Origin of the sequence: Bacteroides uniformis, assembly GCF_025147485.1 — a bacterium.
Lineage (GTDB): Bacteria > Bacteroidota > Bacteroidia > Bacteroidales > Bacteroidaceae > Bacteroides > Bacteroides uniformis.
This window is the reverse complement of sequence record NZ_CP102263.1, coordinates 1,524,587-1,540,054: the sequence shown is the minus strand read 5'-3', so window position 1 is coordinate 1,540,054 and position 15,468 is coordinate 1,524,587. Positions and strand designations below refer to the sequence as shown.

The 15,468-nt window shown below is 45.0% G+C and carries 15 protein-coding genes; 3 read left to right on the top strand and 12 right to left on the bottom strand.

The features are described from left to right. Window position 1: 1 nt before the first annotated feature. The 4 genes from speA to NQ510_RS05775 form a co-directional block, all read right to left on the bottom strand. On the bottom strand, window positions 2-1,894 hold the full coding sequence (gene speA / locus NQ510_RS05790; RefSeq protein WP_005825878.1) for a biosynthetic arginine decarboxylase: 1,893 nt from the start codon (window positions 1,892-1,894) through the stop codon (window positions 2-4). 135 nt (window positions 1,895-2,029) lie between these two features. Continuing rightward, window positions 2,030-2,557 (bottom strand): shikimate kinase, encoded by a 528-nt coding sequence (locus NQ510_RS05785; protein ID WP_005825881.1) that lies wholly within the window; start codon window positions 2,555-2,557, stop codon window positions 2,030-2,032. A 97-nt stretch (window positions 2,558-2,654) separates the two neighbouring features. After that, on the bottom strand, window positions 2,655-3,257 hold the full coding sequence (locus NQ510_RS05780) for a nitroreductase family protein (RefSeq protein ID WP_034525484.1): 603 nt from the start codon (window positions 3,255-3,257) through the stop codon (window positions 2,655-2,657). A gap of 77 nt (window positions 3,258-3,334) precedes the next feature. Further along, window positions 3,335-3,868, bottom strand: a complete 534-nt coding sequence (locus NQ510_RS05775) for a hypothetical protein (RefSeq protein ID WP_034525474.1) — start codon at window positions 3,866-3,868, stop codon at window positions 3,335-3,337. Between the two features lie 284 nt (window positions 3,869-4,152). Between NQ510_RS05775 and NQ510_RS05770 the strand changes: the two genes are divergently transcribed. Further along, window positions 4,153-4,338: a hypothetical protein gene (locus tag NQ510_RS05770; protein WP_005825886.1), complete on the top strand. Its 186-nt coding sequence runs from the start codon at window positions 4,153-4,155 to the stop codon at window positions 4,336-4,338. A 13-nt stretch (window positions 4,339-4,351) separates the two neighbouring features. Here the strand turns inward: NQ510_RS05770 and NQ510_RS05765 are convergent, their stop codons facing one another. The 3 genes from NQ510_RS05765 to NQ510_RS05755 all read right to left on the bottom strand — a co-directional run bounded on the left by NQ510_RS05765 (window position 4,352) and on the right by NQ510_RS05755 (window position 5,922). After that, window positions 4,352-4,612, bottom strand: a complete 261-nt coding sequence (locus NQ510_RS05765; RefSeq protein ID WP_005825887.1) for a hypothetical protein — start codon at window positions 4,610-4,612, stop codon at window positions 4,352-4,354. After that, the gene (locus NQ510_RS05760; RefSeq protein WP_005825889.1) at window positions 4,609-5,526 is read right to left on the bottom strand and encodes an IS1595-like element ISBun1 family transposase; all 918 of its coding nucleotides are present in this window, start codon (window positions 5,524-5,526) and stop codon (window positions 4,609-4,611) included. The genes NQ510_RS05765 and NQ510_RS05760 overlap by 4 nt, the downstream gene beginning before the upstream one ends. Window positions 5,527-5,598: 72 nt before the next feature. Then, window positions 5,599-5,922: a hypothetical protein gene (locus tag NQ510_RS05755; RefSeq protein WP_005825891.1), complete on the bottom strand. Its 324-nt coding sequence runs from the start codon at window positions 5,920-5,922 to the stop codon at window positions 5,599-5,601. Between the two features lie 160 nt (window positions 5,923-6,082). Between NQ510_RS05755 and NQ510_RS05750 the strand changes: the two genes are divergently transcribed. Further along, on the top strand, window positions 6,083-6,718 hold the full coding sequence (locus NQ510_RS05750) for a ribonuclease H1 domain-containing protein (protein ID WP_034525485.1): 636 nt from the start codon (window positions 6,083-6,085) through the stop codon (window positions 6,716-6,718). A 93-nt stretch (window positions 6,719-6,811) separates the two neighbouring features. On the opposite strand, the gene NQ510_RS05745 is transcribed toward NQ510_RS05750, so the two are convergent. The 5 genes from NQ510_RS05745 to NQ510_RS05725 form a co-directional block, all read right to left on the bottom strand. Next, window positions 6,812-7,714, bottom strand: coding sequence for a sugar phosphate isomerase/epimerase family protein (locus NQ510_RS05745; protein ID WP_005825894.1), 903 nt, complete (start codon window positions 7,712-7,714; stop codon window positions 6,812-6,814). 22 nt (window positions 7,715-7,736) lie between these two features. After that, a complete protein-coding gene (locus NQ510_RS05740; RefSeq protein WP_005825897.1) occupies window positions 7,737-8,612 on the bottom strand; it encodes a 3-keto-disaccharide hydrolase in 876 nt (291 codons plus the stop codon). 71 nt (window positions 8,613-8,683) lie between these two features. Further along, window positions 8,684-10,171, bottom strand: coding sequence for a Gfo/Idh/MocA family protein (locus tag NQ510_RS05735; RefSeq protein WP_005825899.1), 1,488 nt, complete (start codon window positions 10,169-10,171; stop codon window positions 8,684-8,686). 66 nt (window positions 10,172-10,237) lie between these two features. Beyond that, window positions 10,238-11,317, bottom strand: a complete 1,080-nt coding sequence (locus NQ510_RS05730; RefSeq protein WP_005825902.1) for a Gfo/Idh/MocA family protein — start codon at window positions 11,315-11,317, stop codon at window positions 10,238-10,240. 423 nt (window positions 11,318-11,740) lie between these two features. After that, window positions 11,741-13,579: an ABC transporter ATP-binding protein gene (locus NQ510_RS05725; protein WP_005825904.1), complete on the bottom strand. Its 1,839-nt coding sequence runs from the start codon at window positions 13,577-13,579 to the stop codon at window positions 11,741-11,743. Window positions 13,580-13,887: 308 nt separating this feature from the next. Here NQ510_RS05725 and NQ510_RS05720 point away from each other — a divergent pair, with 308 nt between their 5' ends. Beyond that, a complete protein-coding gene (locus NQ510_RS05720; protein WP_005825907.1) occupies window positions 13,888-15,468 on the top strand; it encodes a tetratricopeptide repeat protein in 1,581 nt (526 codons plus the stop codon).

Genomic DNA, 15,468 nt, shown 5'->3' with positions numbered 1-15,468 from the left:
TTTATTCCAAATAAGTATATCCGTACAGTCCGGAACGGTAATTAGACAAGAATTCCTTCCCTTCTTCCACAGAGATACGCCCTTCCTTGACGGACTGCGTCACCCAAGTTTCCAGCGTACGTACCAGTTTTTTAGGATTATATTGCACGTAGTCCAACACCTCAGCCACCGTCTCGCCGTCAATCAGTTGGTCGATGGTGTAGCCTTTGGAATTGACAGACACATGCACGGCATTCGTATCACCAAACAGATTGTGCATATCTCCCAGAATCTCTTGATAAGCTCCGACCAGAAAAACCGCCAGATAGTAGTGTTCCTTGTCGCGCAACGAGTGCAGCGGCAGGGTGGTCGTATCGGCACGCGAGCTGACGAAATTGGCAATTTTGCCGTCCGAGTCGCATGTCATATCCTGCAAGGTAGCCTCGCGGTCGGGTCTTTCATCCAGCCGTTGTATGGGCATGATGGGGAACATCTGGTCGATAGCCCAGGAATCGGGCAATGACTGGAACAGCGAGAAGTTACAGAAATACTTGTCGGCAAGCAGCTTGCTCAACTTGCGGAATTCCTCGGGGCAGTGCTTCATGCCGCTGGCAATGGAGTTGATTTCGCGGCAGATACTCCAGTAGAGTTTCTCTATTTGTGCACGCGTATTCAGGTCGACGATGCCATGGCTGAAAAGGTCGAGTGCCTCTTCGCGTATCTGCTGCGCATCGTGCCAAGGTTCCAGCATACTGCGCTGGCTCAGATTATCCCAGATGTCATACAGTTCCTTCACCAGTTCGTGAGCATCCTCTCCCGGTTCCCAGTCGTCGTCCATTTCGGGCAGGGAAGCCGTTTCCAGCACTTCGAAGATAAGCACGGAGTGATGGGCAGTCAGGCTGCGTCCCGTCTCGGTAATGATATTGGGATGAGGGAACCCGTGTTTGTCGGCAACATCGACGAAAGTCGACACCACATCGTTGACATATTCCTGGATGGAATAGTTGACGGAGCTTTCGCTACTTGAAGAGCGTGTACCGTCATAATCAACTCCCATACCGCCACCAGTATCCACGAATTCGATGTTGAAGCCCATCTTGTTCAGCTGCACAAAGAATTGCGAAGCTTCACGCAAAGCATTCTTGATGCGGCGTATCTTGGTTATCTGACTGCCGATATGGAAATGTATCAGCTTCAGACAGTCCTTCATATCTTTTTTCTCCAAGAAGTCCAGCGCTTCGAGCAGTTCACTGGATGTCAGTCCGAACTTGCTGGCATCTCCTCCGCTTTCTTCCCATTTGCCACTTCCACTGGAAGCCAATTTAATGCGAATACCGATATTAGGTTTCACCTTCAATTGCTTCGCCATCTTGGCAATAAGATTCAACTCATTAAGTTTCTCTACAACAAGAAAAATGCGTTTGCCCATTTTCTGTGCCAACAGTGCCAGTTCAATGAAGCTCTCGTCCTTATATCCGTTACAAACCACGAGGGAACCCGGGTCTGTATTGACCCCTATCACAGCATGCAACTCCGGCTTTGAACCCGCTTCCAGCCCCAGATTGAACTTCTTCCCATGGTTAATCATCTCTTCTACCACGGGACGCATCTGATTCACTTTAATGGGATAGATAATAAAGTTCTCTCCTTTATACCCGTACTCGTCGGCTGCCTGTCTGAAGCAGCAGGACACCTTCTCGATGCGGTTGTCCAGAATATCGGGAAAACGCACCAATACCGGAGCCGCTACATCGCGCAACTGCAACTCGTCCACCAACTCTTTTAAATCGACGGCAACCCCATCCTTACGCGGTGTCACCACAACATGACCTTTGTCATTGATACCAAAGTACGAAGTGCCCCAACCAGTTACGTTGTACAGCTCTTCTGAATCTTCAATACGCCATTTTCTCATCAGTACATTTACTATTAGACTATTTACAATTTACTATTTTCCCACTATAGTGTGTCTTATAAAGGGGGCGACAAAAATACACATAAATCTAATATATCCAGCTCCTCGGACTGAAAAATACACATTTACAAGGGATTAAAGTCCTAAAAGTTGGCGTAACCGTTGCACGGATTCGCTAATCTGGCTGCGGCTTTCCAGATAACCGGCATCAAAGCGATAACGGGCCTGCGAGTAGAAAGGCTCACGCTTATCCAGCGCCTCCACAATGAAGGTGCGCAAATCTTCGTCCGTCTTGCCTTGCAGGATGGGGCGTTGCTGCTTCGCCACCCGGAGCCGGCGGAACAGAATATCGGGGTGTACATCCAGAAACACCGTCTGCCCGCAACCGTTCATATACTCCATATTGTCAAAAAAACAAGGAGTACCGCCACCGGTAGAGACCACGACATCCTCAAATTCCCCTACTTCATGCAGCATGTTTCGCTCCAATTCACGAAAAGAGGCTTCTCCCCGCTCGGTGAACAATTCACGGATTGATTTGTGAAAACGTTCTTCGATGTACCAGTCCAAATCAATGAACGGCACATTCATTTCGCGGGCAAAAGCCTTTCCTAAAGTAGTTTTACCGGCTCCCATGTAGCCGGTCAAGAAAATACGTATCATAATGAGTTTTCAGTTACGAGCTATACGAGCTACGAGTTACAAGCTTGTAACTCATTTCCTGCAAAGGTAGCAATTCCAAGCTGAAAACGCCTCTGTATCAGAGAAAAATTTTGATACGTTTGCTTAAATCTTCAAATTCCTTTTCTCCCGGTTCGCCGGTGGGTGTACCGAAGGGCATCTGTGCAATCAGCATCCAGTCGCCGGGCAGGTTCCAAGTGCGGCGTACCTCGTCGTCAATCAAGGGGTTATAGTGTTGCAGGGAGGCTCCCAACCCCATATCTTCCAGCATAGTCCAGATGGCAAACTGGTGCATGGCGGAGGTATGCTGCGACCAAGTAGGGAAATTATCCTTATAGGAAGGGAATGCTTCCTGCAGCTTTTTGACTACAGAAGTGTCCTCAAAGTAGAGCACAGTACCGTGTCCGCTGGCAAAGCAGCCGTCAATCTTGGCTTCCGTCTTGGCAAAAGCCTCGGCAGAGATGCGTGCTTTCAGGGTTTCCTTCACAATGTTCCACAATTTCTTATGTTCGTCGCCCAGCAGCAATACAATTCTTGTAGACTGTGAATTGAAAGCTGACGGCACATTCTTTACGGCTTCACGAATAATGTGTACTATTTCTTCATCCAGCACCGACGAATCGCTGCCGATAGAGTAATAACTACGGCGATGCGCCATGGCTTCTGCAAATGTTCTCTTCATTTTTTGTCCTTTCTTTTTTTGGTAACTATATACCATTTTGCACTAAAAATGCTTGGGCATATAGTTACCTTTATTATTTATTGTTTAATCCATTTTTTATAATCAGTTCCTTTTATAAATGATATTTCCAAAGTAGGACATCCATATCTTCGAGACATTGAGCATGTAGTAAGAACAACAGTAATCCCCAATTTTTCTGAAACAAAAAACATGTTGTTTTCACTACTCATTTGAAAATAAGCTTCTTCTTTAAATTTCAATCCTAAATATTTAGAATTTTCTAAAAGTGTAGTCATTACCATAATATCAGCTTTCATTCCGGAATCCGTTGAATCATATAAAGTTGTCATACTTATCCACTCTATTTCATCTTGTGAATCAACGTTACATCTAATTCTAAAAATATTATTCTCATCTATTTTTATAATCATTCGCTTTCCAGAAGAATCAATATTGTATTTTTTTAGAATTGGTTCTATCTCACTAATTTTTGCATGTCTTGCAGTCCATCCTGCAAGAGAATCCCTAAATTGTAATCCGTTATCGAATTGTGCATAAGATGATAACGTACAAGAAAAAACAAACAAAATCAATAATACAAACTTTTTCATAACTATTCGTATTTCTGCCTTCACGTGACCTATAAAGGCTGTACCTAAAAGGAAGTGGGTCACAGTCCACAACTTCGTAAGGTATCGCCAGAGACCTATGCACACGCAGACAAGCAACCCACTTGGTACAGTGAGGGCTTGTGCCTTGTGTGCGTGTTAAAACTGGCGATTTTAACGAAGTAAGGCACTCCCGAATATTTTCTCTAAAACGTTTGTTCTATAGAACATTTGCAAATATAGTGATATTTGCTACATTTGCAATGTCAAACAAATAAGAAAATATTATGGAGAACAAAAAATGCAACCATGTTTGGGAAGAGCATAATGCTTACTTTAAATGTATTCACTGTGGTGAATTAAAAATCAAAGAAGAGATTATTGGCACTCCCGGAATTATGTATGAAGATTCTTATTTAAAAGATTATGAGGAAGATTTGAAAAACGAGAATAAAGAAAAAGAATCTAAATAAAGGTATTCTTTTATTATAATCTTTCAAGTTCTAAATCTTTTTCTGTAGGGTGGAAGCATTTTTGTACCAACATCTTTGCTTCCTCTTCTGTACATCCCAATCCTATACAACGCTTATACAGCATTTCTTCCGTCATTCCATTTTCACGATATATTTTTGCAATTTCAGTTGGTTTATATAATTTTACTTTCTTTTTTTTCTTAAAATTATATCGCATTGCAAAACTCATAAAGTTTTCAAATTCTTCTCCTATTGTCATTTCCTTTTTACTCATGCTGTCAATTTCTTATATGTAATATGATAATTCATATTGCAAAGTAACAAATTAAATCTTGAATTCTCGCTGATTTTTCGTGTATTATAGCGGAACACAAATTCATTAACATATCTTTGAAGATGCTTAGAACTCATATAGTGGTATATTCCTACATATCCTCTTTTTAATAAAGTCCAAAAACCCTCAATGGTATTAGTGTTGATTCTTCCGTACCCATATTGTTTCTTGCTGTGGTCTATGGAATAGTGATAATACATTTTGTCTATCTCATTATATCCGTACCATTCGTCAGTGTACAATATAGCGTTTCTATCAACAAACTCCAATATTTTAGGAGTGAGTTCCTCTTTGGACGTATTCTTGATAACTATCCCGATAACCTTTCCTTTTCTTTCTACCATTCCAAGAACCGGGGTCTTATCCTTGAATGAACGTCCCTGGCAAGCCTTAACTTTCTTGTCATTATGCCGATTCTTATTTTTGCCTCCGACAAAGGTTTCGTCGGCTTCTACTTCATTATGCAATTTTCCTTGATTTTCACATACCAAACATATTCTTATCCGTTGTAACACATACCAGGCTGTTTTCTGGGTCACTTTTATATCCCTTGCTAATTGTAAAGATGATATTCCTTTCTTGTTTGAAAGAACCATCCATACGGCCATAAACCACTTTCGCAACGACATTTTAGTATTCTCAAAAATGGTTCCCGTTTTTACATTAAACCTTCTCCCGGTGTCCTTACATAAATATGTATTATTTCCACATACATACACTTTAGAGCCAGGGCTAAAAGGAGATTTCACCTTTTCACCCCATCGTACTTTCTTTAAATATTCGATACAAGACTGTTCAGTAGGAAATGCTTCTAACAGTTCAAACAATGAATTAAACGAATTGACGTCTATCATAATATATTCCTCCTTTTACATCTAAATATACAAATATTTTTTCATAAATCCAACTAAAACAGTATATTTTTCTTATAAATATTCTGTTTTACCAGATTTAATCAACCAAAAATAATCATCACCACCAAATTTGAAATTCTTTACAGAACGTCCTCGTAGCTTTTCTTCAAAAGATTGAGGGTTTAATTCCGACGGTAAAATAGGCAAGTTAACCGATATATCTGTAATATCAATCGCATTGTAAGCTTCATTAAAAGGGTTATCCCTTGTCTTCGTTGAAAACCCACTTACTACATAAGCTTTAAATTCGCCTAAAAACTTCATCGCTAAAACTTGCTTATGGGTCTTTTCTACTATTACCCATAAATTTTTAATACTTTCCTCGTTCATTTCCATAACTTTCTATTCTTTATTGAATTTAATATTTAGTGCAAAGTGGTATATAGTTACCCTTTTTTTATTGAGTTTTCTCTTATTTATTTTATATCCGCTATACAAAGAAACAAATAAAAGAGTTAAGTTGTTCGGATTTTCTTTTTTACCTTTGTCCGCAGTTATGAAGAAAGAAAAATATTACGTCGTATGGGCGGGAGTCAGCCCGGGTATCTACACTTCCTGGACAGACTGCCAACTACAGACCAAAGGCTACGAAGGAGCAAAATACAAGTCGTTCGAATCACGCGAGGAAGCGGAAAAAGCCTTTGCCTCTTCGCCGTACGCGTACATCAAGCGGTCGGCCCCTTCTCCTGCCAAGACTATTCCCGGCGCCGACGCTCCCCTTCCTGCCGCCGTCGCAGAAAACAGCCTTGCCGTAGACGCCGCCTGCAGCGGAAATCCCGGTGCCATGGAGTACCGGGGAGTACACGTCGCCAGCCGTCAGGAAATCTTTCACTTCGGGCCGATGTATGGAACCAACAATATCGGCGAATTCCTCGCCATTGTCCACGGACTTGCCTTGTTGAAACAGAAAGGTTTCGACATGCCCATCTACAGTGACAGCGTGAACGCCATCAACTGGATAAAACAGAAAAAATGCAAGACCAAACTGCCGCGCGACGCCAAGACCGAAGAGCTTTTCCACCTAATAGAACGTGCGGAGAAGTGGTTGCGCGAAAACACCTACACCACCCGCATCCTAAAATGGGAGACAAAGCAATGGGGGGAAATTCCGGCCGACTTCGGAAGGAAGTAAAAAAACGCGGGCACCCCGGATTCTTCATCCGGTTGTGCCCGCGTCAAGAAAATGATGCGGCCGAGCTTATGAATGAATAGCCGCCATCATGTTTTATTTGCTATACGATGCCTTCACGAAAGGAGCATCAAGCAAGTAGTCAAGACTCTGCTTCACACTCTCTTCTACGGGGCAGCTGTATTTCTCAATCTCAGCTACGATGTGGCGCACGCCAGCAGTATCCGTATTCTTGAAGATAGCATCATAACCTACCATACCACTCTGCCCAATCTCGCGGTGATCCTTGATATGGAGCATGGTGAAGCGTCCGGGATACTTGTTGAAGTAATCCACCGGGCTGTTCTGGCCGCGCACTACCCAGTAAACGTCCATCTGGAAGAATACATATTCGGGATTGGTGTGTTGCAGCATGTAGTCCAGCATCAGCTCCTTGTCTTCCACTTTCTGGAATTCATGGGCATGATTGTGGTAACCGTATTTCAAACCGGCAGCCTGGCAGCGCTTGCCCACTTCATTGTAATAGTCGCAGTAGGTCTGCAAGTCTTTCAATGTCTTGGGAACGGAGAGATACGGAGTCACGATATACTCCATACCGGCCTCCTTATGGGCAGCAATGCACTGATCCCACCATTTCAAGGCTTCCGTAAAGTCGCCCGAAGCCAGTTCCTCGTCCGACAACCCGTGGGTAGTGTGCGAAGAAAGCACGGTCATACCGCTCTTTTCCACCATCTGTTTGAACTCCTGGGGAGTCTTGCCGTAGAACTTACCGTCATTGTAGTTGGCGGCCTCCACACTGGTATAGCCCATATCAGCCAAATCCTTCAGAATCTGGTCGAGGTTACTGCCGTCCTTCACCAAGTCTCTTACAGAATAGAGCTGGATGGCTACTTCCTTTTTCGTCGTTTCCGGCGCCGTTTCCGTGCTGTGGCTGCTGCAGCTTGTGGCCATCATGGATAAGCACAGTGCTGACAAAATCATCATATGTTTGATTCTCATAGTACTATCTTTTTAGAAGGAATTAGTCGAGAACCTTTACACGGATGTTGCGGTACCAAACATCGTCGCCATGATCCTGCACACCGATAAAGCCTTCGTGGTTTTCGCCGCCACAGTTATTCAACAGTTCGAAAGCCAAGGGCCACTTCTCTTCGCTGAACTTGCTTGCCTGCAACATTTCAGTCCATTGCTTAGTCCACAAGTGATATTCCAGTACGTTTTCATCGTTCTGTCCGTGAACTACAGTACCTTTGTATACCATAATCTTTGCCTTGTTCCATTCGCCGAAAGGTTTGGCGTTCTGCGGAACAGCCGGTATCATGTCGTACAAGGAAGCAGCCTGACGGTTGTTGTCCTTACCCAGTTTGGCATCCGGATGATTGGCGTTATCCAGCACCTGGAACTCGGGAGCAGAGATATAGATGGGTTCCAACACTTCGTTGCCGTCCTTGTCCTTTGAAGTAACTTCCTGAGCCAGATAGAAGATACCGGAGTTACCACCTTTGGAAATCTTCCATTCCAGTTCCAGCTCAAAGTTCTTGAACTTATGGGCGAAAATCAAGTCACCGCCCTCACCGGTCTGTCCTTCGCCGGTACCGGTTCCACAGAATTTGAGGCAACCATCCTCAATAATCCATCTGGAAGGCACTTTGTCCTTACCGTATCCACGCCATCCGTCCAGGCTCTTTCCATCAAAGATAGTGATATAACCGTCCGCATCAATCGGCAGGTTCAAGCTGTCCGTTTCAGGCGCTTTCAGAGACTTGGAATAAGACACCGCAGTAGTAGTAGGAGCTGCAGCTTCCTCCGTAGCGTTCGATTTCTTTGCACCGCCACCGCAAGAGGCGAGCATACCTCCGATAAGGCAACAAGCCAAAGAATAATATATTTTCTTCATAATCTGAAAAATTAAATGATTAGTATTCGTTTATGAGCATCGGAACCTGGTTCCGATACTCTTTTTAATGTTTATCTGGGCATATCGGGCAACTTCCAGCCTTCACGGTAGTTATGCTTGATGAGCTCTTCTGCAAAAGCCTTGGCATTTACCGGATCTGTCCATGTCTTGTCGAAGCTCGGATGGCCGTTGTGTATCTTGAAGCCGTCCTTGATGACTGTACGCAATGTCTCGTCGTCGCCGATATTGGTGAAGCGCATGTTGGCTCCGTCCCATTCCAGTGTCTTGTTCAGGCCCTGCAGACGGATGGCCAATACACCCATTGCCACCATTTCGTTCATTGGTCCGGCTTCGGAGAAGTCAGACTTAGGCATCACGCGGCTGGAAGGACTTTCCTTACAAGCACGTACCCAGTCCATCTCATGACCGCCATTCATTGCCTTCGGCACACGGCGGCAAACCTTCGGCGCATTGGGCACGCGGCCGGAGAGCAACCACGGGTTCTGTCCGTAGCAACCACAAATCAGCGTATCCTTCGTTCCGTGGAAGATAGTCAGACCGCCACCGCTCTGCATCAGTTGCTTTCCTTCGGGGAAGCCTTTCGGACGGTCGGGCATCATGCCACCATCATACCAGTGAACTTCCACTTCGGGCATAGCCACCTTCGGCATATTCTCGCGTGCGGGGAAAGTCAGCTTCACGTGCTGTGCTTGCGGAGCGCAGGCATTGAGCAATAATGTAGACGAACCTTCTACTTTAGTAGGATACAGCAGCTTCAAAGCTCTGAACGGCTGGTGCAGGATGTGGCAAGCCATATCGCCCAAAGCACCCGTACCATAATCCCACCATCCGCGCCAGTTCCAGGGATGATAGATTTCGTTATATGGATTCATCTTGGCAGGACCGGTAAACAAATCCCAGTTCAGGGTTTTGGGAATGCGGTCTTCCTTTTCGGGAACATTCAATCCTTGCGGCCAGATGGGACGGTCGGTAGCACATTCCACCTTCGTCACGTCACCGATTTCGCCGTTCCATATCCACTCGCATACCAAGTCGGTACCCTCGTCCGAAGAACCCTGGTTACCCATCTGGGTAACTACTCCCGTAGAAGCGGCCAGGCGGGTAAGCAGACGGGACTCATATACGGAGTGCGTCAACGGTTTCTGGCAATATACATGTTTGCCCATCGTCATGGCATCAGCAGTAATGATGGCATGTGTATGGTCGGCAGTAGCGATGATAACGGCATCGATGTCCTTACCCATCTCATCGTACATCTTACGATAGTCCCAATACTTCTTCGCATTGGGAAGCTCATCGAACACACCTTTCGCGTAGCGCCAGTCTACGTCACAAAGCGCCACGATATTTTCCGTAGCCTTCACATGGTTGATGTTGGTGTGTCCCATACCGCCGATACCTACGGCAGCAATGTTCAAACGGTCACTGGGAGGCACGTGTCCGTGGCTCTTACCCAAAATGCTGCTTGGAGCAATGGTAAGACCCGCCAAAGCTAAACCTCCGGTCTTAAGAAATTCTCTTCTTGTAAATTTCGACATGGTTCTTTAGATTTTAAAATCGGTTAATATAATGAGTTTTAAAACAATCCTTAATTACAGTAGGCATCAGACTACCGTCTTCTTCGGACGGAGCAGTCCGTAACCTTCTTTCATATGCCTCCGGCGCTCCCTGATTTCCTCCAGCGTCTGCAAGTCGCCTATGCCGGGCAGGTCGTGGCGGTGCGCATCCTCCAGGAAGGTCCATCCGTATTGGGAAGCAATGGCCGAGTCTCGCATCTGCGGCAATCTCGGATCGCGTTTCCCGCTCTCGATGGAGTCTGCCATAATGTTGCAGAGCTTGTCCAGGTTCTTTCCGCCAAACGGTTTCTCCAGGCGAAGCGTACGGTTCACGCCGTGAAGTTCCACTACGGCAGTCCGGAAATCATGCGTCATGCGCACGATACCTTTTGTACCGATAATGTCCGTATATGCATTATGAGTCTGGTTTCTGGAGAGTTGTCCGTAGACGAAGCCTTGTGTGACATCGAAGGCGATGCCGTTCTCGAACGTACCGTGGCACTGTACCCACCAAGGGTCCTTGTAGTCCCACATCCGCATGCCTTGGGCATGCCAGGTCTTGTATTCACTGTCGGCATACCAGCGGGCAATGTCTATGTAGTGCATGCCGCAGTCGTGGTAGGCGGGACCCTCATATTCGTGTCCCTCGCCCGGCGCCAATCCCGGAGTCATGTGGCAGATGCGCAAGATAGCCAGTTCGCCAATCTCGCCTTCATCGATAAACTGCTTCATAGCCTGGTGATACCAGGAGTTCCGCAGATAAAGGTTGACAGCGGCAATGCGATCATACTTTTCAATCAGGTCCACAATTTCCCATTCCTTATCAATGGTATCGGCAATGGGTTTCTCCGTCAGGATATGCTTATTGCTCCGGACAGCTTTCTCTATTTGTTCTTTTCTGGAATTTGCCAATGCAAAAAGACCAACAGCTTCTACACTCTGGTCATCAAAGATTTCTTGTTCATCGGATATGATTCTGGATGAAGGGGAAAGGTTTCTTGCCAATTCTCGGGAGGCCGGATCGGTATCGCAGATATATGCGATGTCCCATCGACCGCTTTTCTGCATTTCCTCCCAATACATTTGCCCCATTCTGCCGAACCCTATCAAACCAACTTTTATTTTCATGGTAGGCGAATATTAAATATTTACAGTTATAGTATTATCGGGGTCGATTGAATTACATGATTAAGAGTACTTGGACTGATAGTCATAGTAGCTGTCGTCGTAAACGTTGGATATAATTTTTTCATGATATTTGCAATGTTTATGTATGTGTTCTTTGCAAAAATAGGATAATTAGTGATAGAATGGAAGCAAGCAGATATTAAAAAAGCGTAAAAGGCAAAAGAACGCCCTTTATTCATCATCGCCTAACAGCCGTGAAACACTCTGCCGGCAGCCGTCAACACCCACCTGCATCATAGATTCTGCGTAAGAAATATAGAAGAGAAAGAAGAATTAATAGGCTGTTTGCAGGAAATTAACTTCCTATTTAGTCATAACAGCCTAGCACAAGCGGGTGGAAGCAAAGTACGCAGAATTTTATTGCTATGAGAGAGACTGCATATCATTCAGTCTCTTATAATAGCCGTTCTTCTCGAGAAGTTCCTCGTGCTTACCACGTTCCACGATTTCACCTTCATAGAGTACACAAATCTCATCCGCATTCTTGATGGTGGAAAGGCGGTGGGCGATGGCAATCGTGGTACGGGTCTTCATTAGCCGTTCCAGAGCCTCCTGCACCAGTCGTTCGCTTTCGGTATCGAGTGCTGAAGTGGCCTCATCGAGTATCAGGATAGGCGGATTCTTCAAGATGGCACGGGCAATACTGATACGCTGGCGCTGTCCGCCGGAAAGCTTGCCGCCACGGTCGCCAATGTTGGTCTGATAACCGAGTTCGGTCTCCATGATGAAGTCGTGGGCATTGGCAATCTTTGCCGCTTCGACCACCTGCTCCATAGTTGCATTTTCCACACCGAAGGCAATGTTGTTGAAGAAGGTGTCATTGAACAGAATGGCCTCTTGGTTCACGTTTCCTATCAACGCACGCAGGTCGTGGATGCGAAAATTCTTAATATTCACACCGTCAATTGTAATCTCACCTAACTGCACATCGTGATAGCGCGGCAGCAAATCCACCAATGTAGATTTGCCGGAGCCGGACTGGCCGACAAGTGCAATGGTTTGTCCTTTGGGCACCATCAGATTGACGTGCTTCAACACTTCGCGCTTGCCGTCGTAACTGAAGGAGAGGTCCTTAAATTCAATCCGGTCATTCATCCCGTGCAGCGGCAACGGGTTTACCGGTTCCTTAATGGGGTTCTCGGCTTTCAGTATTTTGTCCACACGTTCCATGGATGCCAGACCCTTTGGAATGTTGTATCCTGCCTTTGCAAAGTCTTTCAACGGATTGATGATACTGTACAGAATCACCATATAGAAGATGAACGTTGATGCTTCCATGGAAGTGCCGTCGCCCAGAATAAGCAGACCACCGAACCACAGTACCAATACAATGAGCAGCGTACCGAGGAATTCACTCATCGGATGTGCCAACGACTGACGGATGGCTACCTTGTTGGTTGCATCACGCAGCTCGTCGCTGCATTGCTTAAAACGGTCCACCATCTTGTCTTCTGCTATAAAAGCCTTGATTATACGCAGTCCACCAAGCGTCTCTTCCAATTGCGACATGGTATCACTCCATTTCCCTTGGGCTTCCAACGACTTACGCTTCAGTTTCTTGCCAACTTTTCCCATCAGCCAGCCCATACCCGGCAATACCAGGACAGTAAACAGAGTCAGCTGCCAGCTGGTTACAATCAGAGTGGAAAAATAAAGCAGAATCAAGATCGGATTCTTGAGCAGCATATCCAGTGAACTGGTAATGGAGTTCTCAATTTCGCCTACGTCACCGCTCATACGTGCAATGATGTCCCCTTTCCTTTCTTCAGAGAAAAAGCCGAGCGGCAAGTGCATCACTTTGGAATAGACCATCACGCGGATATCGCGTACCACTCCCGTACGAAGGGGAATCATAATGGCAGAAGAGCCGAAATAGCAGGAGGTCTTCAGCATGGTCATGAAAGCAAGGAAGAGCCCCATGAACAGCAATGTCATCTGTGGCCCGTGTGTCTCAATCATCTGAGTGACGTAATAATAGAAATTGTTCACCGCCACTTCCTTCAAGCTACCGCTTCCCCACTCCATGAAGTGATACACTTGGGTGTTCTCCCCCGTCTTGAAAAGGATATTGAGAATAGGAATGAGCAGTGTGAATGAAAAGACATTGAATATAGCGGACAGCACATTGAGCACGATTGCCCAACCGATATATCTCTTGTAAGGCGACACAAAGCGCCGCATCAGTTGTAGGAATTCCTTCATTGCTTGTAGTTAAGTGAATTATGAGGTCGCAAAGATACAAGAAAACGAGGGAATGGAAAAGGGTTTCAGGTTATTTCTGCCTAAATGCCCACATTCTCTACTTTCTTTTGTGTCCTTGCATACTTCTCCAGCACCATGTACACTCATACATTGTCATCTTAATAATAGCCGGCTCATTTATTTTCCATCTTTACTCCTAACTTCCACACAATTTTCTTCAAACTTCAATATGCCCAAGCAATTATATGAGTAAATAATGAAAAAGATGTACCTTTGCACCCGACTTAACTGAGAACTTTGTTCACCACATGAGAAAAGCTATTATCGCAACCCTATCTGTCCTAATCGTACTTCTGTTCATTGCTTGCAATACCCGAGTGAACTATAATAAGTACCTAATTGCAATTGACTCGCTCATCGTTCAGCAACCGGACACTGCCCTATCTATGCTCGAAGCATTCCCGACAAACAGCCTGCAGACCCAAGCTGACAGTGCTTATTATGGCCTATTAATGACAGAAGCAAGAGATAAGAACTACATTATCCAAACCAATGATTCCCTGATACAATCGGCCCTGACCTACTACAACGGCACAAACGACATAGAAAAGCGGGCAAGGGCCCATTACTATTCCGGCTGCGTCTACCGGGATTCACAGAGAAGAACAGAATCTATGACTCAATACCTCATAGCAAAGCCCTTGGCTGAAAAAGCAGGAGAAAGACGTCTATTAAGTCTTATCTACCTGAATATAGGTTATCTATACTATTCACAAAACCTAAATACACAAGCCGATTCCAGCTATCAATTGGCACAACAAATAGGTATTCAGCTAAAGGACTCTGTTCTTCAAGCAGAAGTTCTGTCACGACGAGGACTCATCCGAATGGAAAAAGGAGAGGAATTCTATCCCGAAGCCGAAAAAATGATGTTGAAGGCACTCGCTATCGTCCAAAAACAGTCCAACATACAATTAAAAGAAAATGTGTTCTCCTCACTATGCCAACTATACAACTGGATGGAAAACGGAGAGAAAGCTATAGAATTCGCCAAACAGAATCTTGGCGTACAGAAAGACCGCACAACATGCTACAAAGCTTTCGAACTACTTGGAAGCGCATATTACCTAATATTGCAATATGATTCTGCCCGCCACTACCTACAAAAATCCCTTTTCACAACAGACTATGCCACCAAAGCCGGGGCTTACATGTATCTAGCAGACATAGCCAAAGAGCAAGGAGACTTAGCTACTTCCTTAGAGATGGAACGCAACTACTCTGCCTATTTGGACAGCATGCAGAAGTCCAGACAGCCCGATGCCATTGTCTGCGCAGAACAAGGGATGCCAAGCAACAAGCAAAACATAATCAGCAAACACACCCATTACTCTATCATAAGTATATCAATAATCACATTAACCCTCATTGTAGCTGTAATCATCCTATCCTATAAGAAAAGAAAGCAAAAGCCCAATAACCGAACCGAAAAAGAAATGCTGTATAAGGCAGGACTTGTTCTGTTCGAACAATCTGAGGTATACAACAAGATGACTCTAATCATCCGCTCTCATAAAGAAAAGGCAGAATCAGAAATAATGCATCAAGGTGACTGGCTACAACTAATTGCAGAAACCAACAAATGTTGGAATAATATTGCCCGGGAACTACAATCAAAATATCACCTGACAGAAGACGAAATCTACTTATGTTGTCTGTACCTGACAAACCTCCCGATAAGCCACTTTTGCCATATATTGAGCTGCGAACGGGATACTATTTACAAAAAGGCAGACCGCATATTAGAAAACAAAATGGGCTTTGCACACAAAGAGATATCTCTTAAGGAAGCTTTAAAAAAGAATCTCCAATCATCTAGCCAATCATAA